The following is a 19,986-nucleotide window of genomic DNA, read 5'->3' as shown; positions in this document are numbered from 1 at the left end:
CGGTGTCCGGCTTGCTGGTGGTGCGGTCAGTCGTGCGGGCGGGACAGGTGGAGCTCGGCGTAGAGCCGCCCGTCGGCTTCGAGTCCGGTCGGGTCGACGCCGGCGGCGGTGAGCGTCGCCAGCATCTGCTGCTGCTCCTGCGGGGAGGCGAACCGGCGTTGCTCGAACACGTCCGCCACGCGGGTGGTGCGGTAGCCGAGCTCGGCGAGGGCGGCGGCGATCTCGTCGTACGGGAACATCCGCAGCACGAAGTGCGCCATCCACGGCTTGCGCGGCCCGGCGGCGTCGACGATGCGGCGCAGGGTGTGCTCGCCGACGTAGCCGAGGCAGCCGGTGGAGATCACCAGGTCGGCGCCGTGCAGCAGGTCCCGTTGCCGCGCATCGGGTTCCCGGGTCTCGAAGTCGGCGTGCACTGCCGCGTCGAGGTAACCGGCGGCGAGCCCGTAGTCCAGCGCCGGTCCGGCGGTGTCCAGCCCGATGAACCGGGCCTCGCACCGCTCGCCGCGGGCGCGCAGCCAGTCCCGGTCGCGGGCCAGCAGCCGCTCGTGGTCGAGCTCGTCGGCGTCGCCGGTGTAGCGGGCGTAGAACTCGTCGAGCGTCGCGTCCGCCCGGAGCAGCGCGGCGTTCACCCCGTACGAGCTGCCGACGCCCACGACGGTCGGCACCGGCACCCCGCGGGTGTGCCGGTACTCGTCGAGGAACTTGGCGAAGTACGGCTTGGCCAGTTGCGGGATCCGGTAGTCGAGGGGGTGCAGCGTGCGCGCGAAGTCCCGCGGATCGGGACGGGTGTAGATGTGGTCGAGCGTGATCTTCCCGGTCGAGTCGAACTGCACCGGCGTGCTCCTCTGCGGCTGGGGGTCAGTCGAGCAGCGCGTCGCCGCGCACGGCGTTGCCCGCGGCCGCCAGGTGCTCGGGCAGGACGCGGCCGAAGATCTGCTTCGTGCGGGAGACGCTGCCGATGACGCCGGGACGCTCGCTGTAGGCGAAGATCGCGGTGTGCCGGGCGCGGGTGCCGCCGACCTCGGTGACCCGGTGCAGCGAGAACCGGCCCTTGAACAGCTGCAGGTCGCCGGGCCGCAGCGCGAGCCCGCGCACCAGGTGCTCGCCGTCGCCGTCCAGCACGGCCCGCACGTCGTCGAAGTTCTCCTGCTCGGCGGAGCGGATGTCCTGGCAGTACTCGAAACCACCGCCGGATTCGGGTTCCTGCGTCAGCATGCTCACCGCGAACTCGTTGGTGTCGAAGTGCCACGGGTGCGACATGCCGGGGTTGACGACGTTGAGGGTGAGCCCGGCCAGCGGGTCGGCGAGCGGGTGGATCACCGGCAGGCCGACGCAGTCGGCGAGGAACCGCTGGAACCGCTCGTCGGTGTAGAGGCGGTGGATGATGGCGCCGGAGGGGATCTGGTCGCGGGCGACGAACGCGTTGCCGCGCCGCATGGTCTTGCGGCCCGGGTGCTCCGGCGGCAGTTCGGTGCGGACGTCGATGTTGTAGGCGTTGACGGTCTCGACGTCGTAGTGCGCGTCGGGGGCGATGGCGGCGCACTCGGTGCGGAGCTCGTCGCGGAGTTCCGGGCGGATGAAGTCGGTGAGCACGCTGCACCCGTGTTCGGCGAGGTCCCGCCGGGCCCGGCCGACGGCCTCGGCCCAGCCGGGTCCGCCCGGATCGGCGAGGGGGTAGCGGTCGGTGTCGACCATTCGCTCGACCAGCGGGGATTCGGATGCGCTCATGGGGTCCTCTCCGCACGTCGAGTTCACCGACCCGGTCGAGCGGGTCCGGTGCACGCGAGCCGCGCCGCTGCGGTGTACTCCGGATCCAACGAATCTGGCATGGTGCGGTTGCTGTCGGGTGCACCGCGGTGCGGGGAATCCGGAGCCTTTTTCCCGAGAAGATCAAATCAGCGGATTTGCTCCGGCGGAAGGTGGGCGCCGCCGCCGGATCGTGTGATCGGGATCTTCTTGTGCGCGGGGCCCGCGGAGGGGTAAGGGGCGGCCGAGCGGATCGGCCGCCCCGCTCGTCAGCGCCGTGCTCCGGAGGCGGTGGGGATGAGCGCGAAGTCGTGCTCGCTGCGCCCGGCGGGCACCGACACCCGGCTCGCGGCGGGCGCCGCGCCCGGTGCGGCGGCGACCACGGTGACGAACCGGTCCGGCAGGTCGTGCACCTCGTACCAGCCCTCGACGTCGGCGTCGACCCGCGCCAGCTGGTTGCCCGCCGCGTCGGTCACCGTCACCACCGCGCCGCGCGCGGGGAGGTCCCCGGCCAGCCGGATCGTGCCGGCCAGCGTCCGGTGGTGGGCGGGGCGCGGCGGCTCGAACGTCGGATCCACGATCGCGTCCCCGTCGTCGCGGTGCTCGTAGGAGCCCGCCTCGGCCACGGCCTCCGGATCGTTCTCCCGCTTGCGCTTCGCGTGCCACTGGGTCGCCGCGGTGAGCCCGACCCCGATCGCGCACCAGACGGCGAGCCCGGTGATCCCCGGCCAGGAGCGGGCGCCGTCGAAGTACAGGACGCCGCGGATCGAATCGGCCGCCTGCCCCAGCGGCAGCAGCAGGTGGAAGAACTGGAAGAACGGCGGTACCAGCTCCTTCGGGATGGCCCCGCCGCTGGAGGGCATGCTCAGCAGCACGAACAGCGACATCGCCACCCCTGGGATGAACTGCTTGACCAGCGGCACCAGCCCGAACGTGGTCCAGCCGACCGCCTGGGTGAGCATGAACCCGAGCAGCAGCACGATCGGGTGCGGCGGGATCACGTTCAGGATCCGCCCGGCCGAGTAGCAGACCACGGCCGCGAACGCGCCGACGCCGACCAGGCACAGCAGCTTCTGCCGGGTGGTCAGCTCCGCGCGCAGCAGCACCATCACCGTCACGTACGGCGGGATGTTCATCGCCAGCAGCAGGTAGAACAGCCCGGTGCCCATCACGTCGCCCGCGGCGGTGGGCACCAGGTCGACGGGCGTCAGCGCGTGCCCGGTGGCGGCGGCGACGGGCGCGAACATCTGCTGCAGGAACTGGACGAGCGCGGCGCCGTTGGCCTTGGCGTAGAACAGCTGCCCGCTGGCCGGGTCGTAGGCGGCGACGGCCTCGCGGTCGGTGATGGCCTCCTTCGCGGCGGCGGCGTCCGGGACGGCGGTGACGTCCACGCCGCCGGGCAGCGCCGCGGCGAACTTCGCGTCGAGCTGCTGCGCGAGCTGTTCGCCGACGGCGACCACCGGCACGTGGTGCGGGGCAGGCGCGTGGAACGGCAGCAGGTAGCACAGCACGAAGCCGAGGATGAAGAACAGCGGGAACCACAGCGACGAGGCCAGGGTGCGCACCAGCGATGTCGGCTGCTGCTCGGGCACGACTTGCTCCTTGTCTCGGTGACGGTCGTGTGCAGGCGGGGGCGGGTGAGCTCGTGCGCCTGGGGCCGGTGGCGGATCGGGATCGGTGAGCCGCCGCCGGGAACGCCCGGTCCTCGGCCTGCTGCGCGGAGCGGATCGACCCGGCCGGGCCGCGGAGGGGCCTGGCGGTGCGGGTCGCCGCGCGCGGCGGGCGAGGTCGCGGAGATCCGGGCTCCGGGAGCGTATCAGTGGCTGCATCCGGTGCAAGAATGCAGATAGTGCAAAGTTCCTCCGAGTCGTGGCGCTTTGTCCGGTAGGGGCGGAGTACCCGGCCGCACCGGCCACGGCACTACGATGGTCGGTCCGACGTGCGGCCGCCGCGACGGATCCACGAGGAGTAGCCCAGGATGCCCAGAACGACGACGCCCGACGCGACCGGCGAGGCCCCGCCACCAGCGCCGGAAGGCCTGCGGGAGCGCAAGAAGCGCGCCACCCGGCAGGCGTTGCAGCAGGCCGCGGTCCGGCTGTTCCGCGAGCACGGCGCGATCTCGGTCACCGTCGAGGACATCTGCGCCGCCGCCGAGGTCTCCCCGCGCACCTTCTTCAACTACTTCGCCGCGAAGGAGGAGGTGCTGGTCCCGTGGGACCCGCAGACCATCGCGGGCACTCCGCAGCGCGTCGTGGACCGGCCGAGCGCGGAGCCGCTGCTGCGCGTGGTGCACGTCGTGCTCGGCGAGGCGATCGACACCGCGATGGCCGCCCCCACGTGGCGCGACCAGGCGCTGGTGCTGCGCGACCACCCGGAGCTGGTGAGCCGGGTGGCGCTGGCCTCGCGGGACCTGGAACTGGCGCTGGCCGACGGGCTGTCCCGCCGCGTCGGCGAGGCGCAGGACGACGCCTACGTGCGGTTGCTGGCGGCGACCGCGGTGACCGCGCTGCGGGTGGCGATCCAGTGCTGGCACCGGGCCGATCAGGAGGCGGACCTGCACGACCACCTCGACGCGGGGTTCGCGCGGTTGGCGCGCGGGTTCGCGGCGGACTGATCCGGGCGGGGCGCGGGAAACCCCTCGACTCCCTCCGTCACTCTTGCGGGTGAGTCTCGAACACGTGTAGTCACCTGATCATGGGTGCAGTCGCCGACGAAGCCGCAGGACGGGCGGAGTGCTCGCTCCGGATCAGGCCGAAGCGCTTCATCCTCGAACTCTCCGCGGCCGTCGTGCTCGCCGCGGTGGTGAGCCTCGCCGTGCAGCTGCCCCTCGCCCGCCTCGGCCTCAGCGAACCCACCGAACTGCCCGAGCTCGCCGCCACCGCCGGTGCCGCGCTGCTGCTCGTGCTGCTGCTCGGCGGCGCCCGGTTCGCCGACCGCGTCCCCGCCCGGCTGCGGCTGCCCGCGATTTGGGTGGCGCTGCCCGCGCTGGCCACCACCGTGCTCGCCTGGCCGCTGGAACCGACCCGGCTGTACTACGGCGGCGTGTCCGTCGACCAGATGTTCCGGATGCAGTACCTGACCCGGCTCGCCGACTCGCCGGTGCCGGCGGACATGAACTACCCGGGCATCGCGCCCTACTACCCGGCTGGCTGGTTCTGGGTGGGCGGTCGGTTCGCCGACCTCACCGGGCAGCCCGCGTGGGCCGCGTACAAACCGTTCGCGCTGCTGACCATCGCCGTCACCGCCGCCGTCGCGTTCACCCTGTGGAGCACCGTGGTGCGCAGGCGGGTCGCCGTGCTGTGCGCGGTCGCCACCACGCTCAGCGGCTTCCTGCACGGCTTCGACGAGCCCTACGCGTGGATGTCGGTGGCCTGGCTCGCGCCCGTCGCCGTCGCCGCCTGGCACGTGCTGCGCTGCCGCGCGCACCCGCACCGGGCCGCGCACCTCGGCATCGGGCTGTTCCTCGGGTTCACCGCCATCACCTACGCGCTGTACCTCGCGTTCGCCACCGCCGTGCTCGTCGCGATGGCCGCCGTCATCGCCACCGCCCGCATCCGCGCCGGTGACCGGATAGGGCAGGTCGCGGGCCCGCTGGTGCTGCGGCTCGCCGCCGTCGGCGCGATCGGCGGGCTGGTGGCGCTGGTGGTGTGGACGCCGTTCCTGCTCGCGAAGCTCGGCGGAGCCGGAGGTGCGGGCGCGGCGAACCGGTACCTGCCCGCGGAATCGGTGCCGCCGTTCCCGTTCCTCGAACCCACCCCGTTCGGCGCGCTGTGCCTCGCCGGGTTCTGCTGGCTGGTGCTCGCGTGCCGCCGCGACGAGACGGCGGCGGCGCTGCTCGTGCTCACCGGCGCCACCTACGCGTGGTTCGCGCTCTCCGCGCTCGCCGTCGCGGCGGGCACCACGCTGCTCGCGTTCCGCACCACCGCCGCGCTGGAGGTGCTGCTCGCCGCCGCAGGCGTGCTCGGACTGCTCGACCTGTGGCGGCGCGGCCTGCCCCGGCTGCGGGAGCGGTGGCGCGCGCGGGTCGCGGCGCTCGCCGTGCTGCTCGGCCTCGCCGGATCGATCAGCACCGTGGAGACCGCGCTGGCCACCAGCATCGCCGAGGCCGCGGGTCCCGCCTACGAGGACTACTACCCGACGGGCTCCAACGCGCAGCGCAGGCAGGACCCCGCGCAGCCCGGGGCGTGGAACGACGAGCTGGCCACCGCGCTCGCCGGAACCACCGGCCGCCCGCCCGCCCGGATCACGCTGCTCACCACGTACCACCCGATCATGTCGTTCGCGCCCTACTGGGGTTTCCAGCAGGAGACCCCGCACTACGCCAACCCGCTCGCGCACTACGAGGAGCGCGCCGCGCTGATCCGCGGCTGGGCAGGCGCCGCCGGGCCCGACGAGCTCGCCGCGATGCTGCACCGCAGCCCGTACCCGCCGCCGAACGCGTTCCTGCTGCGCCGCGAGGACGACGGGCTGCACCTGACGCTGTCGCACGACGCGTTCCCGCACCAGCCCAACGTGCAGATCTACGACGTGCGCTTCGACCCGGCGCTGTTCGACTCCCCGCGCTTCGTCCGCCGGGACGTCGGTCCCTTCGCCGTCATCGCGCTGACCGACCCCGGGGGAACCCGTTCGTCCCGGTGACCGGGGCGGTGGGCCGTTCACCCGAGGCGGATCGTCAGGTTAGCCTTGCCTCAGAGAGACGAATCGCGATGAGGAGGGCCGAATGGCTGGAGCGGGCAAGCCCAGGCCGATCAAGCGGCTGCGAGTGCTGCGCAAGGAACAGCTCACCCCGCACATGATCCGCATCGTGGCGGGCGGGGACGGCATCCGGGCTTACCAGCACAACGAGTTCACCGACGCGTACGTGAAGGTGATCTTCCCGGTGGCCGGCGTGGCGTACCCGGAGCCGCTGGACATGGGCGTCATCACCGCGGAGCTGCCCCGCGAGCAGTGGCCCAGCACCCGCACCTACACGGTCCGGTACTACGACGCCGACGCGGGCGAGCTCACCATCGACTTCGTGCACCACGGCGACACCGGCCTCGCCGGGCCGTGGGCGGCGAACGCGGCGGTCGGCGACGAGCTGCTGCTCGCGGGGCCGGGCGGCGCCTACGCGCCGGACCCGGCCGCGGACTGGCACCTGCTGGTCGGTGACGAGAGCGCGCTGCCCGCGATCGCCGCCGCGCTGGAGGCGCTGCCCGCCGACGCGCAGGCGCAGGCCGTCGTCCTGGTGGACGACGTGCAGGAGCAGCAGCCGCTGGCGACCAAGGCCGACGCGCAGGTCCGCTGGTTGCACCGCGCGGCGGGCGACGACGTGGCGACCGCGGTGCGGGAGCTGGAGTTCCCGCCCGGCGACGTGCACGCCTTCGTGCACGGCGAGGCCGGGTTCGTGCGGGAGCTGCGCCGCTACCTGCTCGACGAGCGCGGCGTCACCAAGGACCGGCTGTCGATCTCCGGGTACTGGCGCCAGGGCAAGAACGACGAGCAGTGGCGCCAGGAGAAGGCCGCCGAACGCGCCGCCGAGCAGGCCGCCACGGCCTGACCGCCCCTCGGCCCGCGGCGGGCGGGTCGGGAGGCACGAGGGTGGTGGACGTCCCGGGACCGGCGGGGGCGTCCACCGGCGCGGGAAGTGGGTACTACTACTCATGCGTCCCGCGTCGAAGGAGGCGATCATGAGTGCTCGCAGTCGTTCGCCCAGGAGGAACAGCATGACCGAGCAGAAGCGATCCCCGATCCAGGCGTTCCGCCGCCTGCTGGTCAACCCGGTGTCGCTGGGCTACCTGGCCCTGGTCGCCGCCGTCTGGGCCTGGGTGCTGGTGATGACGTTCCTGGTGCCGCACCCGGACGCGAGCCTCGCCGGGGTGTGGGGCTTCCTGGTGACCGCGCCGACCTCGCTGCTGTTCCTGGGCATGTCGAGCCCGTTGGTGTGGGTGGGCGTGGCCGTCGCGGCGGTGTTCCAGGCCCTGCTGCTCGGCGCCGCGTACCGCGGGATCACCGGCCTCGTCCGCCGGGCCGGGACCAGCGCCGCCTGATCGGGCGTTCACCGCGGCAGCCCGGGCCGGGACGGTCCCTGAGGCGAGGCCGCCCTTCGTGCACAGCCCCGTTCGGGCCGGGCGAGGTGGCTTCGCGGCCCTCGCGTTGTGCTGGACCGCCTGGAACCGCGGCCGGCCGACGCCCTGTCCAGGTGCGCGGGCGTCACGAGGCGGAATTCGGCTCCACCACGAGGAATCCGTGATCGCGATCCGCGGGGAGCACGCCGTTTCCGGGGCGGCACAGGAACTCCACCACCGGTGTGCTGGTGTGGTAGCAGACCACCGACGAGTCGACGCCGAAGACGCCCGCTGGGTCGAGGAAGAACGGCAGCTCGGCGAGCAGGTAGTCCATCCCGGCTCGCACCTGCTCCTCGGAGATGCCGGTGTCCTTCCCGATGAGGAAGCGGCGCACCAGGTCCCCGCACACCGCGGTGAACTCCGGGTCGGCCGCGATCGCGTCGTCGACCCGGCGCCGGGCGGCGCGGTAGGCCGGTTCGGGCAGGAGATCCGACAACGCCCGCACGCGCAGGACCGGCGCCGCCCGTTGTTCGACGACGCGGCGCATCTTGCGCCGCACGTCCCGCAACCTCGACTTGACCTGCCGAGCGGCTTCGGCAGGGGTGGATCCGGCCGCCACCAGCGTCGAGGCGAGGTGGGTGTCGACGTAGACCACGTCGACCGCGGCGAAGTGGTGACCGGCCCAGTTCACCAGCGCCAGCAGGCGTTCCTGGGTGAAGTAGCCGTTCCCGGTGCTCACCCCGAGCAGTGCGTGGTCCCCACGCCGCCAGAGCTCCGCACAGCGGTCGCTGCACGGCGTGGTGTCGAAGCCGTGCGCGGTGCTCGTGGCCGTGTTCGGGCGCATGATCTCGTCGTCCCTCCGTCGCGGCGGTCGGTCACGGTCGGGTCGGTGGCTCGGCCGGTTGCAGCACGTCGGCCATCCGGGCGCACAGGTCGTCGAGCAGCGGGCCGAGTTCGGTCGATCCAGGTGGCGCGTGCACGACCTCGTCGAGCCTGGTGAGCACGGGTTCCAGCCGCGGATCGGTTTCGCCGACGATCAGCAGGGCGCGCCGGGCGCCTTCCACCAGCCGGTACACCGCGTAGTCGCGGGTCTCCTCGGTCTGGCGGCGGCCGCTGCTGAGCAGGAACGCCGCGAGCAGCAGGAGCTCCTCGTGCGGATCGACGTCACCAGTGCTCATACCGGACCACCTCCGAATTGTCGCGGCGCACGGACCGCTGCGGCTCCCGGTCCGGATGGCCGATCGGCACCACCAGCACCGGCGCGATGTGCCCCGGAAGACCGGCCATCCTGCGGACGGGTTCCGCGAGGAAGCTGCTGACGGGGCAGCCGCCGAGGCCGAGCGCGTGCGCGGCCAGCAGCAGGTTCTGCACGGCCATCGCCACGCACAGCACCCCGACCTCGGGCATCCGCTGGTCGTCCGGGGCCCGAGATCCGTCGAAGCAGGCCACCAGCAGCAGCGGGGGGACCCCGATCACGCCGGGCGCGAACGCCCGGATCCGCCGCACCCGCGCGGGATCGCGGACCGCCACGAACGCCCACGCCTGCTTGTTCGACGCGGAGGGCGCGGCGAGCATGGCCGTCGTCAGCCGGTCGAGCGTCGCGTCGTCGACCGGTTCCCCGGTGAAGCGGCGGGTCGCGGTGCGCCCGGCCATCACGTCGAAGACGTCGAGCGCCTGCGGGACACCGGATGCGCGCGGGTGCGGCGCGTTCGCGATGTCGTGTTCGATGGTCATCACCTGCCCCTGTCCGCCCGGCGCCCTGGGCTGCTCCCCGCGACATCCGTTTCGGACGCGTGGTCGTCGAACCGGTCGTCGAACCACCGGGTGGGCGGGGAAATGGTCGCGACGATGCGATCGGAATTCGCTGAACCGGTACTTTCCAGCGTGGCCCGTGATTCCTGTTCGGCGCGCTTTTCCGGGGTGGTGCGTTTCCGGGGTGGTGCGCCGAATTCGGTGAACGGGCCGTCGATCTTCGATGATGGCACATCGCGCTGTGCGTGAGGAGGGGGTCGATCTCCAATCACTCGATCGGTGAGCAGCGGTGTTCCACCGGTGCAGCGCGGAAGTCATCGTGTGCGAATTCGTTGCACGATGCGGGGAAATGGGCTAACACCCGGGTTCGCGAGTCGTGGCAGGGTTGGTGGGATGTCCGGGATTCGGGATGGGATCATCGCCCATTCCTCGCCGATTTCCGCGATTTCCCCACGCGGTTCCGGCGACCCATCCGGTTTCGGGACGAGAGGAACCAATGTGATGAACAGGACGTGCCGCGGTTCTTCTACCGCGCCCTCCGCCGCGGGGAACCCGACCGGGCCGCGGCACTGCTGGCGGCGGACGTCGAGTGGTCCACCTCCGCCCGGGACGGCCGCCGGAACACCCTCCGCGGCCGGGAGGCGGTCCTGGCCGAGCTGCGCTCGGAACGCGGCGGGCTGTTCGCGGAACCCCGCGAGCACCTGCCGTCCGGTTCGCGGGTCGTGGTCCTCGGCGACTACCGGCGCGACGGCGGGGCGGCCGACGGCACCGTTCCGTTCACGCACGTCTGGGACTTCCGCGACGGCCTGGTGGTCCGCTTCGAGGACGTGCACGATCCGGCGGGGAGCCGGCGCGTCCTGGACGGCGAAGCCGCGGATCTCGACGAGATCATCGCACTGGGACTGGGGTTCTGGCGGTCGGCGGTGCTGCTGGCGGCGGTGCGGCTGGGGGTGTTCACCGCGCTCTCCGGGCGCGAGCTAGGCGCGGTCGAACTCGCCGAGCGCACCGGCGTGTGCGAGCGCGGTGCCCGGGACTTCTTCGACTGCCTGGTCGCGCTCGGTCTGCTGCGGCGCGGGGACGGCCGGTATCGCAACGCCGCGCACGCGGCCGCGCACCTCGACGGTCATGACCCCGGCCGGTACGTCGGCGGGTTGCTGGAGGAAGCCGGAACCCAGTGGTACCAGTCGTGGGCGCGGCTGCCCGCCGCGCTGGCCGAAGGGACTCCGCAGTGGCTGGTCCCGGCCGATGAGGTGCGGCAGTCCTACGGCTGGATCTACGCGGAACCCGACCGGGTGCGGCGGTTCCGGTCGGCGATGGCCGGTGGCGCGATGACGGCGATGCTCGCGCTGCCGCGACGGTTGCACTGGTCGCGGTACCGGACGGTCGCCGACATCGGTTGCTGCGGCGGCGAAGTGCTGGCCCACCTGCTCGACCACCACCCACACCTGCGCGCCATCGGATTCGACCTGCCCCTCGTCGCGGACGCGTTCGCGACGACGGCGGCTGCGCGGCAGGCGGCGGGGAGGATGCGCTTCGTCGCAGGGAACTTCTTCACCGACCCGCTGCCCACGGCCGATGTGCTCGTGTTCGGGCACGTGCTGCACAACTGGGGCCTGGCGGAGAAGAAGCTGCTGCTGCGCAAGGCGTACCGGGCGCTGCCCGAGAACGGCGAGGTGGTGATCTACGAGGTGCTGGTCGACGACGACCGGTCCCGCCACGTCGAAGGGCTGCTGATGAGCCTGCACATGCTCGTGATGAGTCCGACGGGGTTCGGCTACACGGGCGCCGAATGCCGGAGCTGGCTCGCCGAGGCGGGTTTCCGCTCCTCCCGGGTGGAGCACCTGGCGGGCGCCGAGTTCATGGTGATCGGTACCAAGTGAGCTCGGCTCACCCCTCGTCCGGCGTGGCGGTGCCCAGCACGTAGGTCATCCAGAACAGCGGGCCGGGGCTGAAGCCGAACCGGCGTGTCGCGGCGAGCGCGAACCCGGCCCGCTCCAGCTCGACCGCGGCGTCCCGGTGCAGTTCGCATCCGCCGCACAACCGGCGCCACACCGGCGCGATGCGCTGCTGGAACGCGCCCACCAGCGGTCGCGCGGACCGCACGTGCTCCAGGAAGTGCACCGTCCCGCCGGGGCGCAGCACCCGCCGGACCTCGCGCAGCGCGCGTTGCGGGCTCGGCACCGAGCACAGCACCTGGCTCAGCACCACGCCGTCCACGGAACCGTCCGCCGCGGGCAGCGCCTCGGCCTGCCCGGCCACCACCCGGACCGGGACCGGGGCCGAGCGCGCGTGCCGGTCGGCGTGCGCGCGCAGCGAGTCGTTCGGCTCCACCGCGATCACCTCGGTGACGGAAGCCGGGTAGTGCGCGAAGTTCAGCCCGTTGCCCGCGCCGACCTCGACCACCCGGCCCGCGGTGCTGCGCACGAGTTCCCGGCGGAACTCGGCGACGCCGCGCCGGTCCGCGATCGAGCTCACGGTCGTCCAGAAGCGGCTGAACATCGGGTGCTGCAAGGTGCGCAGGTCCGGGCGGGGCGATGTCTGGTCCATGCTTCGAGTTGTACTGCGGCGGCGGCCGCCGGAAGGTCGCGATCACCGGTTCGTGGGATCCGGTTCGGCCCGTCGGGTGCCGTCCCGCACCGGGCGGGCCGATCCGCCCGCGGTCAGGCGTCGGTTCCGGCGGCGCTCGCCTCCTGCGGCTCCACCTGGGCGAGGCGGGCCCGCAGCGACGCGGTCACCGCGCGGTACGAGTCGCTGCCCAGCACCAGCCGCAGCGGGGCGGGCCGCTGCTCCGCGCTGTCGATGACGCGGGCCGCGATCTTCACCGGGTCGCCGACGATCGGGATCGGCGCGCCTTCCCGGAAGCCGCGCACGAACGCGGCGGGGGTGCCGTCGTAGGCGGCGAGCGGCTCACCGGTGCGCAGGCTGGAGCCCGCGAACGCGGTGCGCGCGCCGCCCGGCTCCACCAGCGTCACCTCCACGCCGAACGGGGCGACCTCCTGGGACAGCGCCTCGAAGAAGCCCTCCACGCCCCACTTGCTCGCGTGGTACAGCGAAGCGCCCGCGTGCGCGGCGATGCCCGCGACCGAGGAGATCGAGATCAGTCGTCCGCCGCCCTGCGCCCGCAGGTGCGGCAGCGCGGCCCGCGCCGTCTGGATGGAGCCGAGCAGGTTGGTGGTGATCTGGTGCAGCACCTGCTCGTCGCTGACCTCCTCGGCCGCGCCGAACAGGCCGTAACCGGCGTTGACGACCACCACGTCGATGCGGCCGAGGTCGGCGAACGCGGCGTCCACGACCTCCCGGATGCGGGGCAGGTCGGTGACGTCGAGGTGGGCGAGCCGGAACCGGTCGCCGTGGGCGTCGCGGAGGTCGTCGGCGGAACCCTCGCGGCGGACGGTGCCCGCCACCCGGTCGCCGCGGGCCAGCAGTTGCTCCGCCAGCTGCCGCCCGAATCCGCTGTTGACGCCGGTGATGAACCAAGTGCGCGTTGTCATGGCACCGAGCCTCGCCGCCCGCGGGCGCGCCCGGCAGCCCCCGCTGTTCCTGGTAGTGCGGGGGGCACCCACCGCGCCGCCGCGGCGGCATACTGGAGCGCATGGGCAACGCGCTCGGCGACTTCCTGCGGGCCAGGCGGGAACTGGTCACCCCGGCCGAAGTGGGCCTGGCGCCCGGAACCGGCCTGCGCCGGGTGCCGGGGCTGCGCCGCGAGGAGGTCGCGACCCTCGCCGGGATCAGCGTCGAGTACTACCTGCGCTTGGAACAGGGCCGGGACCGCAGCCCGTCGCCGCAGGTCATCGAGGCGATCGCCGGGGTGCTGCAACTGGACGCCGAAGGCGTCGAGCACCTGACCGCGCTCGCGAGCCCCCGGCCGCGCCGCCGCGCACGGCGGGAACCGCAGGTACCGCGCGGGCTGGAGCTGCTGCTGCGCACGCTCAACGTGCCCGCGCTGGTGTGCACCAAGTACGGCGAGGTGCTGGCGGTGAACGCGCTCTCCCGGGAACTGCTGCCGAGCGCGGCACCGGGTACGAACCGGCTGCGCGCCCTGTTCACCGAACCGGAGGCGCAGCACCGCGTCCCCGATTGGGAGGAGCACGCCGCCGACGCGGTCGCGCACCTGCGTGCGCAGAGCGGCGCCGACGTCGAGGACGAGCGGCTGCACGCGCTGATCGGCGAGCTGTCGATGAAGAGCGAGCGGTTCCGCACCCTGTGGGCGCGGCACGACGTGCGCCGGGCCCACGGCAGCCGGTTCCGCGTCCGGCACGCGAAGCTCGGCGAGGTGGAGCTGCTGGCGGAGAAGTTCGCCGTTCCCGGCGACGGCGGCCTCGAAGCGCTGCTGCTGCACGCGGAACCCGGCACCCCCTCCGCCACCGCCCTCACCCGGCTCCGAAACCTCGTAGACGAGCAAGCCACCCCGAACCGATGAACAACCCCGTCCTCGCCCCACGGACCTAGCCGTCGTCCTGTCAGCGGCAAAGCCGCTGAGCAGCGACCCAGCACGCAACCGGCACCCGCCGCGGGTTCTCAGCGGGATTCTCGCGAGGACAGCGTTTTCTCATGTGGCGGAGCCACCTGTGAAAACGATCCCGCAGCGAGAATCCCGCTGAGGTTCCGCCACCCACCCCGATCAGCAACAGAAGCGGGGAAGTCAATCAGGCGTGCAGCCAGTTGAAGACCTGGTCGTAGTAGGCGTCCCGCTCGGCAGGCCGATCGTCACCGAGCAGCCCGGTGCCGATCCGGTAGCCGCGCCGGTCCAGGTGCCAGGCCAGCAGCGCGTAGGTGGGGCGGAACGCGGCCAGTTCCTCGGCCGGGATCGACGGCACCGAGCCGGGCAGCACCGGTGCAACGGTGTCCCGCTCGTAGATCGCGTCCAGCGAGAAGATCCGCCACTCCCCGTCGCGGCGCTCCACCCGGTAGCCGAGCCGGGCGTAGGAGGTCAGGTCCACCGGCACCTCGTCGACGGTGGTGCGCACTTCGATCGCGGCGGACACCTCGGCCCACGCCCGCGCGCCCGCGAGGTGCACGACCGGCGGCGCGAGGCGGTGCACGCTGCGGTCGCCGCGCCCGCTCATCTCCTCCGAGCCTGCGACGAACCCGGGTCCGTCGCCGGTGTACCAGGTGAGGTTCACCTGCGAGTCCGGCCAGAACGCGGCGGCCATCTGCGGCCACCACTCGCGGTCCCGCCCCTGCCGTTCGCGCAGCAGCAGCTGGACGATCGTCGTGGTCTCGTCGGACATGCCGGCCTCCCCGTTCGGTTCCGGACGAGGAGGCTGGTCGCCGCCGGACCGGCCCGGCACCACGAGCACCACCGAGGCGGCCGCGAGCAGCCCCAGCGCGACTACGTTCAGCACCTGGTCCAGCGGCCCGTACACGTGCAGCATCGTCAGGTGGTAGCCGCCGTGCAGCACGTTGAACACGAGCCACGCCGCGCCCGCGACGCGCGGCAGCACGCCGCCGCGCAGCAGCGCGAGGACGGCGAGCGCGCCGAGCGCCAGGAACATCGCGCCGGTGTCCTTCGCCAGGTGCTCGTTGTAGGGGCCGAGCGGCGGCAGCCAGCTCAGCCCGAACCCGGGGAACGACCCGTACCACCGGGCGGGTGCCAGGTACGCCCAGCCGCCGGTGCCGAGGGCGACGAGCGCGAGCAGCACCAGGCACACCCGGTCGGTGGTGGCCTTCGGTCCGGCGGGGCGGATTCCGGTCATGAGCGCGCTCCGATCCGTGCTGCGGGTGGTGCCGCGGTCGGCCGAATCGCGGCCCCGCGGCGGGAAGACCGGTGCGCCCGGCCGAAGTGGTGTCCCATGAGCACGGGACGGGACCGGCGCCCGGATCGTGACACGAGGTGACCCGAGCCACCTCCTGTCACACCGGGCACCGCCACCTCGTCCCCACCACGACCGGCCGGAACCGGCCGGAGGACGGGAGGACTCGGATGAAGGTCGCGGTCGCAGGCGGAACCGGCCTGGTGGGCGGGATGGTCGTCGCGGAGCTGCGCGCGGCGGGACACGAACCGGTGGTGCTGTCCCGGTCGCGCGGGGTGGACCTGCGCACCGGCTCGGGCCTGGCGGCGGGGGTGGCCGGGTGCCGGGCGGTGATCGACGTCAGCAACGTGGTGACGATCAGCCGGAAGACGTCGGTGGAGTTCTTCGCCGCCGCGAGCCGGAACCTGGTGGCCGCCGCGCACCGGGCGGGCGTGGAGCACCTGGTGGCGCTGTCCATCGTGGGCTGCGACCGCGTCGACTTCGGCTACTACTTCGGCAAGCGGGCCCAGGAGGAGGTGGTGGCGGGCGGCCCGGTGCCGTGGACGATCCTGCGCGCCACCCAGTTCTTCGAGTTCCCGGAACCGCTGCTGGCGAAGCGGATCGCGCTGGTCCCGCGGATGCTCTCGCAGCCGGTGGCGGCCGCCGACACCGCCGCGGAGCTCGTCCGCCTGGTCGAGCGGGAGCCGGTGGGGCGCGCACCGGAGCTCGGCGGCCCGGAGCGGCTGGACATGGTGGACGTGGCGCGCCGGCTGTCCGCGGCGCACGGCCGCCGCGGGCTCGTGGTGCCGGTGTCCCCGCCCGGCCGGGTCGGCGCGGCGATGCGGGGCGGCGCGCTGCTGCCGCGCGGCGAGCACGCGTGCGGGAACCGCACCTTCGCCGAGCACCTCGCCGCGATCCGCGCCGCGAGGTGACGCGCGGGGACCGCCCGGCCACCCGGGTAGGGTCGGGGATCGACCGCGGCGAGGAAGGGACCCGGCTTGGGCGAGCGGATGCAGATCGGCGAGGTGGCCGAGCGCACTGGGCTGTCGCTGCGGACGATCCGCTACTACGAAGAGGTCGGCCTCGTCGTGCCGAGCGGCCGCAGCCCCGGCGGGTTCCGCCTCTACACCGACCCGGACGTGGACCGGCTGCGGCTGATCATGCGCATGAAGCCGCTCGGGTTCCAGCTCGACGAGATGCGCGAGCTGCTGGCGATCCTCGACCCGCACGACGGTGATCCGGAGCTTGCCGACCCGGACGCCCGGCTGGCCGAGTTCACCGCCAACGCCGAGCAGGCCTGCGAGAAGCTGCGCGCCAAGCTGCGCATCGCCGAGGAGTTCGCCGAGGTGCTGCGCGCCCACCGGGCGTGATCCCGCCCTCATCGGGGTTCGCGGGGTTGGAGTCCGCGCGACGGTCTCGTCTAACGTAAGGGGAGAGTTGCGGGTCGCCCCCCGTACCGCTGCCCCTGCCGGCGGCACGAAACCTCCGCGCCCCCCGAGGCGCCCGAGCACGTCAGGACGCCCGTGTCGAACTCCGCCGCCCCCGCCTGGGCGCGCCCGTCGTGGGGGTCGCCGAAGGTCGTCCGCACCGAGGTCCTCGGTGGACTGGTCGTCGCGCTGGCGCTGATCCCCGAGGCGATCTCGTTCTCCATCATCGCCGGGGTCGACCCGAGCGTCGGCCTGTTCGCGTCGTTCACGATGGCGGTGGTGATCTCGATCGTCGGCGGTCGCCCGGCGATGATCTCCGCGGCGACCGGGGCGATCGCGCTGGTCGTGGCACCGATCAGCCGCGAGCACGGGCTCGGCTTCCTGGTCGCCACCGTCATCCTCGGCGGGATCTTCCAGGTGGTCCTCGGCTCGCTCGGCGTGGCGAAGCTGATGCGGTTCGTGCCGCGCAGCGTGATGGTCGGCTTCGTCAACGCCCTCGCCATCCTGATCTTCACCGCGCAGGTGCCGGAGCTGATCGGCGTGCCGTGGGCGGTGTACCCGCTGTTCGCCGCCGGGCTCGCCATCATGGTGCTGTTCCCCAGGCTCACCAAGGTGGTCCCGGCGCCGCTGGTGGCGATCGTCGCGCTGACCGCCACCACGATCGCCGCGGGGATCGCGGTGCCGACCGTCGGGGACAAGGGCGCGCTGCCGTCCGCGCTGCCCGTGCCCGGGCTGCCCGCGGTGCCGTTCACCCTGGAGACCCTCCAACTCATCGCGCCGTACGCGCTGGCCTTCGCGCTCGTCGGGCTGATGGAGTCGCTGATGACGGCGAAGCTCGTCGACGACATCACCGACACCCGCTCGAACAAGACCCGCGAGTCCATCGGGCAGGGCGTCGCGAACATCGTCACCGGTCTGTTCGGCGGCATGGGCGGCTGCGCGATGATCGGCCAGACGATGATCAACGTGAAGACGGCGGGCTCCCGCACCCGGCTGTCCACGTTCCTCGCCGGGGCGTTCCTGCTGGTGCTGTGCCTGGTGTTCGGGCCGGTCGTGTCGCGGATGCCGATGGCGGTGCTGGTGGCGGTCATGGTGCTCGTCGCGTTCGGCACCTTCGACTGGCACAGCATCGCGCCGCGCACCCTGAAGCGGCTGCCCGCGGGGGAGAGCATCGTGATGGTGGTGACGGTCGCCGTGGTGGTGGCCACCGACAACCTCGCCATCGGCGTCGTCGTCGGCTCGATCACCGCGATGGTGATCTTCGCGCGCCGGGTGGCGCACCTGGTGGAGGTCAGCGCCGTCACCGATCCGGACGGGCGGCACGTGGTGTACGCGGTGCGCGGGGAGCTGTTCTTCGCCTCCAGCAACGAACTGGTGTCCCGGTTCGACTACGCCGCGGACCCGGAGCACGTGACGATCGACCTGTCGGCCGCGCACATCTGGGACGCCTCGACGGTGGCCGCGCTCGACGCGATCACCACCAAGTACGGGTCCCGCGGCAAGCAGGTGGAGATCACCGGCCTGAACGAGCCCAGCGCCACCATGCACGGTCGCCTCAGCGGCAGCCTGGCCCCCGCCGAGTGAGCCCGCGGGCCGTTCACCGGGCGCTCAGGGCGGGGGTGCTCGGCCCGCAGCCGGGCGATGGCCCTCGGCACCGCCACCGCGGACGCCGCCGGGTAGGCGCTCACCGCGAGCCGGTCCCGCAGCCCGGCGATCTCCAGGTAGGCCGCCTCCAGATGGGCGACGACCTTCCTGGCATGCCGCAGCAGCACCGCACCGGCTGGAGTGGGCCGGACGCCGCGGGCCTGCCGCTCGAACAGCGGGACGCCCACGGCGGCCTCGGCGTGGTTCCCGGGCCACCACCCGCCATCGGAACCGCATGTCACACCACGCTGATCGCCCCGGTGAGGACGGCGAAGGCGATGTAGGCGACGGAGGCCAGCAGCACCCAGGGCAGCGCGAAGCGCTGGAACTCGCCGAGGTCCCGCTTGACCAGGCCCAGCAGCACCCACAGCGGCGCCGAGGTCGGGCCGATCGAGTGCATCATCTGCCCGATCGCGCCCGCCCGGGCGATCTCCACCGCCGGGATCCCGTAGTGCCCGGCGGATTCGGCGAGCACCGGCAGCACGCCGAAGAAGTACGCGTCGTTGGACATGAAGAAGCTCAGCGGCAGGCTGATCACCGCGGTGAACAGCGGCAGCAGGTTGCCCATCGACTCCGGCACGACCGACAGCAGCGCGTCGGCCATCGCCTTCGTCATCCCGGTGTCGGTCATGATGCCGGTGAAGATTCCGGCGCCCAGCACCAGCATCACGACCGGGACCGCGCTGCTCGCGTGCTTCTTGACGACCTCGGCCTGGTCCGCGAGCCGCGGGTGGTTGACGACGAGGGCGACGACGAACGCGAGCATGAACAGGTTCACCAGCTCGGCGACGCCGAACACCAGCAGCACCAGCAGCAGCACCGTGAGCCCGGCGTTGAACCAGGTCCGCCAGGTGCGCCCGTCGCGGTCCACCCGCTGTTCGGCGATCTCGGCGGCGAACTCCTCGATGACGGCGCGGTCGATGCGCTTGCGCTGCGCGCGCCCCAGCAACCAGGAGATCGTGATGATGGCCAGCGAGGTCAGCGCCATCGGCGCGATCATGTGCACGAAGTAGTCGGTGGAGTCCAGGTGCAGCACGCTGATCCCGCGGGTCGCCGCCCCGCCCCACGGCGTGGTGCCGGAGATGGTGCCGAGCGCCATCGTCGCGATCGCGGCCAGCACCAGCGGGTTGATGCCCAGCCGAAGGTAGATCGGCAGGAACGCCGAGCACAGGATCATGTAGCTGGTGGTGCCGTCCCCGTCGAGCGCCACCAGCAGCGCGAGCACGGCGGTGCCGACGCAGATGCGTGCCGGATCGCCCTGCGAGAGGCGGATGATGCCCCGCGAGATCGGGTCGAACAGCTTCGCGTCCATCATCACGCCGAAGTACAGCACCGCGAACAGCAGCAGGATCGCGGTCGGGGCGACGATCTCCAGGCCGTTCAGCATCATCTCGTCGAGGCGTCCGCCGCACCCGGCGGCCACGGCGAACACGACGGGGGTGGCCATGATGGCGACGAAGGCGGTCAGGTAGCGGCGCATCACCAGCGCCATGAAGACGCCGAGGGTGGCGAAGCCCAGGACGGCGAGCATCGTTGCTCCTTTGCTGCTCCCGGGGGGGGGGGGGGGGGGGGGGGGGGGGGGGGGGGGGGGGGGCGCGGGGGGGGCGGGGGCCGGGCCCGGCCGGGCCTGCGGCGAAG

General features: G+C 72.8%; 19 protein-coding genes. 9 read left to right on the top strand and 10 right to left on the bottom strand.

Going from position 1 to position 19,986, the window contains the following annotated elements; translation table 11 throughout:
- Positions 1 to 26: 26 nt before the first annotated feature.
- From LCD33_RS14045 to LCD33_RS14035, 3 genes are all read right to left on the bottom strand, one after another.
- On the bottom strand, positions 27 to 833 hold the full coding sequence (locus LCD33_RS14045) for a class I SAM-dependent methyltransferase (protein WP_224965792.1): 807 nt from the start codon (positions 831 to 833) through the stop codon (positions 27 to 29).
- 25 nt (positions 834 to 858) lie between these two features.
- Complete coding sequence (locus LCD33_RS14040) at positions 859 to 1,728, bottom strand: arpA protein (protein ID WP_224957557.1); 870 nt, start codon at positions 1,726 to 1,728, stop codon at positions 859 to 861.
- A 287-nt stretch (positions 1,729 to 2,015) separates the two neighbouring features.
- A complete protein-coding gene (locus LCD33_RS14035; RefSeq protein ID WP_224965793.1) occupies positions 2,016 to 3,338 on the bottom strand; it encodes an ABC transporter permease in 1,323 nt (440 codons plus the stop codon).
- 386 nt (positions 3,339 to 3,724) lie between these two features.
- Between LCD33_RS14035 and LCD33_RS14030 the strand changes: the two genes are divergently transcribed.
- From LCD33_RS14030 to LCD33_RS14015, 4 genes are all read left to right on the top strand, one after another.
- On the top strand, positions 3,725 to 4,360 hold the full coding sequence (locus tag LCD33_RS14030; protein ID WP_224957559.1) for a TetR/AcrR family transcriptional regulator: 636 nt from the start codon (positions 3,725 to 3,727) through the stop codon (positions 4,358 to 4,360).
- A gap of 80 nt (positions 4,361 to 4,440) precedes the next feature.
- Complete coding sequence (locus tag LCD33_RS14025) at positions 4,441 to 6,384, top strand: arabinofuranosyltransferase (RefSeq protein WP_224957560.1); 1,944 nt, start codon at positions 4,441 to 4,443, stop codon at positions 6,382 to 6,384.
- An 82-nt stretch (positions 6,385 to 6,466) separates the two neighbouring features.
- Entirely contained in the window at positions 6,467 to 7,285 is an 819-nt protein-coding gene (locus LCD33_RS14020; RefSeq protein WP_224957562.1) for a siderophore-interacting protein, read from the top strand.
- A 166-nt stretch (positions 7,286 to 7,451) separates the two neighbouring features.
- Positions 7,452 to 7,775: an SCO4225 family membrane protein gene (locus tag LCD33_RS14015; RefSeq protein WP_224957563.1), complete on the top strand. Its 324-nt coding sequence runs from the start codon at positions 7,452 to 7,454 to the stop codon at positions 7,773 to 7,775.
- Positions 7,776 to 7,938: 163 nt separating this feature from the next.
- Here LCD33_RS14015 and LCD33_RS14010 read toward each other — a convergent pair whose 3' ends face one another.
- The 3 genes from LCD33_RS14010 to LCD33_RS14000 are packed head-to-tail and all read right to left on the bottom strand — an operon-like array spanning position 7,939 to position 9,527.
- Positions 7,939 to 8,637 carry a tRNA-dependent cyclodipeptide synthase gene (locus LCD33_RS14010; RefSeq protein ID WP_224957564.1) on the bottom strand — a complete coding sequence of 233 codons (699 nt, stop codon included), beginning with the start codon at positions 8,635 to 8,637 and terminating at the stop codon, positions 7,939 to 7,941.
- 31 nt (positions 8,638 to 8,668) lie between these two features.
- Positions 8,669 to 8,971 (bottom strand): DUF6092 family protein, encoded by a 303-nt coding sequence (locus LCD33_RS14005; protein ID WP_224957565.1) that lies wholly within the window; start codon positions 8,969 to 8,971, stop codon positions 8,669 to 8,671.
- Entirely contained in the window at positions 8,958 to 9,527 is a 570-nt protein-coding gene (locus LCD33_RS14000) for a nitroreductase family protein (protein WP_224965794.1), read from the bottom strand. Before LCD33_RS14000 ends, LCD33_RS14005 begins: the two co-directional genes overlap by 14 nt.
- Positions 9,528 to 10,057: 530 nt before the next feature.
- On the opposite strand from LCD33_RS14000, the gene LCD33_RS13995 reads away from it, so the two are divergent.
- The gene (locus LCD33_RS13995; RefSeq protein WP_224965795.1) at positions 10,058 to 11,425 is read left to right on the top strand and encodes a methyltransferase; all 1,368 of its coding nucleotides are present in this window, start codon (positions 10,058 to 10,060) and stop codon (positions 11,423 to 11,425) included.
- Between the two features lie 7 nt (positions 11,426 to 11,432).
- On the opposite strand, the gene LCD33_RS13990 is transcribed toward LCD33_RS13995, so the two are convergent.
- Both LCD33_RS13990 and LCD33_RS13985 read right to left on the bottom strand, forming a co-directional pair.
- Complete coding sequence (locus LCD33_RS13990) at positions 11,433 to 12,092, bottom strand: class I SAM-dependent methyltransferase (RefSeq protein ID WP_224965796.1); 660 nt, start codon at positions 12,090 to 12,092, stop codon at positions 11,433 to 11,435.
- A 113-nt stretch (positions 12,093 to 12,205) separates the two neighbouring features.
- Positions 12,206 to 13,036, bottom strand: a complete 831-nt coding sequence (locus tag LCD33_RS13985; protein WP_224965797.1) for an SDR family oxidoreductase — start codon at positions 13,034 to 13,036, stop codon at positions 12,206 to 12,208.
- Between the two features lie 101 nt (positions 13,037 to 13,137).
- On the opposite strand from LCD33_RS13985, the gene LCD33_RS13980 reads away from it, so the two are divergent.
- Positions 13,138 to 13,965: a helix-turn-helix domain-containing protein gene (locus tag LCD33_RS13980; protein ID WP_224965798.1), complete on the top strand. Its 828-nt coding sequence runs from the start codon at positions 13,138 to 13,140 to the stop codon at positions 13,963 to 13,965.
- Between the two features lie 226 nt (positions 13,966 to 14,191).
- Here LCD33_RS13980 and LCD33_RS13975 read toward each other — a convergent pair whose 3' ends face one another.
- Positions 14,192 to 15,241 (bottom strand): nuclear transport factor 2 family protein, encoded by a 1,050-nt coding sequence (locus LCD33_RS13975; protein ID WP_224977931.1) that lies wholly within the window; start codon positions 15,239 to 15,241, stop codon positions 14,192 to 14,194.
- Between the two features lie 227 nt (positions 15,242 to 15,468).
- Between LCD33_RS13975 and LCD33_RS13970 the strand changes: the two genes are divergently transcribed.
- From LCD33_RS13970 to LCD33_RS13960, 3 genes are all read left to right on the top strand, one after another.
- Positions 15,469 to 16,209 (top strand): SDR family oxidoreductase, encoded by a 741-nt coding sequence (locus LCD33_RS13970; protein ID WP_224965800.1) that lies wholly within the window; start codon positions 15,469 to 15,471, stop codon positions 16,207 to 16,209.
- 66 nt (positions 16,210 to 16,275) lie between these two features.
- A complete protein-coding gene (locus LCD33_RS13965; RefSeq protein ID WP_224957575.1) occupies positions 16,276 to 16,647 on the top strand; it encodes a MerR family transcriptional regulator in 372 nt (123 codons plus the stop codon).
- 153 nt (positions 16,648 to 16,800) lie between these two features.
- Positions 16,801 to 18,288: a SulP family inorganic anion transporter gene (locus LCD33_RS13960; protein WP_224977930.1), complete on the top strand. Its 1,488-nt coding sequence runs from the start codon at positions 16,801 to 16,803 to the stop codon at positions 18,286 to 18,288.
- A 298-nt stretch (positions 18,289 to 18,586) separates the two neighbouring features.
- Here the strand turns inward: LCD33_RS13960 and LCD33_RS13955 are convergent, their stop codons facing one another.
- Positions 18,587 to 19,879, bottom strand: a complete 1,293-nt coding sequence (locus LCD33_RS13955; protein ID WP_224977929.1) for a CitMHS family transporter — start codon at positions 19,877 to 19,879, stop codon at positions 18,587 to 18,589.
- Between the last annotated feature and the right edge of the window lie 107 nt (positions 19,880 to 19,986).

This window comes from Saccharopolyspora sp. 7B (assembly GCF_020177435.1).
Taxonomy (GTDB): domain Bacteria; phylum Actinomycetota; class Actinomycetes; order Mycobacteriales; family Pseudonocardiaceae; genus Saccharopolyspora_C; species Saccharopolyspora_C gregorii.
The sequence above is the reverse complement of the archived record's forward strand: the minus strand, read 5'-3'. Positions and strand labels throughout refer to the sequence as shown.

Excerpts from the sequence above, each read along its gene's own strand:
- LCD33_RS14040 (WP_224957557.1), bottom strand. The coding sequence starts at position 1,728 with ATGAGCGCATCCGAATCCCCGCTGGTCGAGCGAATGGTCGACACCGAC.
- LCD33_RS14030 (WP_224957559.1), top strand. The coding sequence starts at position 3,725 with ATGCCCAGAACGACGACGCCCGACGCGACCGGCGAGGCCCCGCCACCA.
- LCD33_RS14025 (WP_224957560.1), top strand. The coding sequence starts at position 4,441 with ATGGGTGCAGTCGCCGACGAAGCCGCAGGACGGGCGGAGTGCTCGCTC.
- LCD33_RS14020 (WP_224957562.1), top strand. The coding sequence starts at position 6,467 with ATGGCTGGAGCGGGCAAGCCCAGGCCGATCAAGCGGCTGCGAGTGCTG.
- LCD33_RS14015 (WP_224957563.1), top strand. The coding sequence starts at position 7,452 with ATGACCGAGCAGAAGCGATCCCCGATCCAGGCGTTCCGCCGCCTGCTG.
- LCD33_RS14010 (WP_224957564.1), bottom strand. The coding sequence starts at position 8,637 with ATGCGCCCGAACACGGCCACGAGCACCGCGCACGGCTTCGACACCACG.
- LCD33_RS14005 (WP_224957565.1), bottom strand. The coding sequence starts at position 8,971 with ATGAGCACTGGTGACGTCGATCCGCACGAGGAGCTCCTGCTGCTCGCG.
- LCD33_RS14000 (WP_224965794.1), bottom strand. The coding sequence starts at position 9,527 with ATGACCATCGAACACGACATCGCGAACGCGCCGCACCCGCGCGCATCC.
- LCD33_RS13990 (WP_224965796.1), bottom strand. The coding sequence starts at position 12,092 with ATGGACCAGACATCGCCCCGCCCGGACCTGCGCACCTTGCAGCACCCG.
- LCD33_RS13985 (WP_224965797.1), bottom strand. The coding sequence starts at position 13,036 with ATGACAACGCGCACTTGGTTCATCACCGGCGTCAACAGCGGATTCGGG.
- LCD33_RS13980 (WP_224965798.1), top strand. The coding sequence starts at position 13,138 with ATGGGCAACGCGCTCGGCGACTTCCTGCGGGCCAGGCGGGAACTGGTC.
- LCD33_RS13975 (WP_224977931.1), bottom strand. The coding sequence starts at position 15,241 with ATGACCGGAATCCGCCCCGCCGGACCGAAGGCCACCACCGACCGGGTG.
- LCD33_RS13970 (WP_224965800.1), top strand. The coding sequence starts at position 15,469 with ATGAAGGTCGCGGTCGCAGGCGGAACCGGCCTGGTGGGCGGGATGGTC.
- LCD33_RS13955 (WP_224977929.1), bottom strand. The coding sequence starts at position 19,879 with ATGCTCGCCGTCCTGGGCTTCGCCACCCTCGGCGTCTTCATGGCGCTG.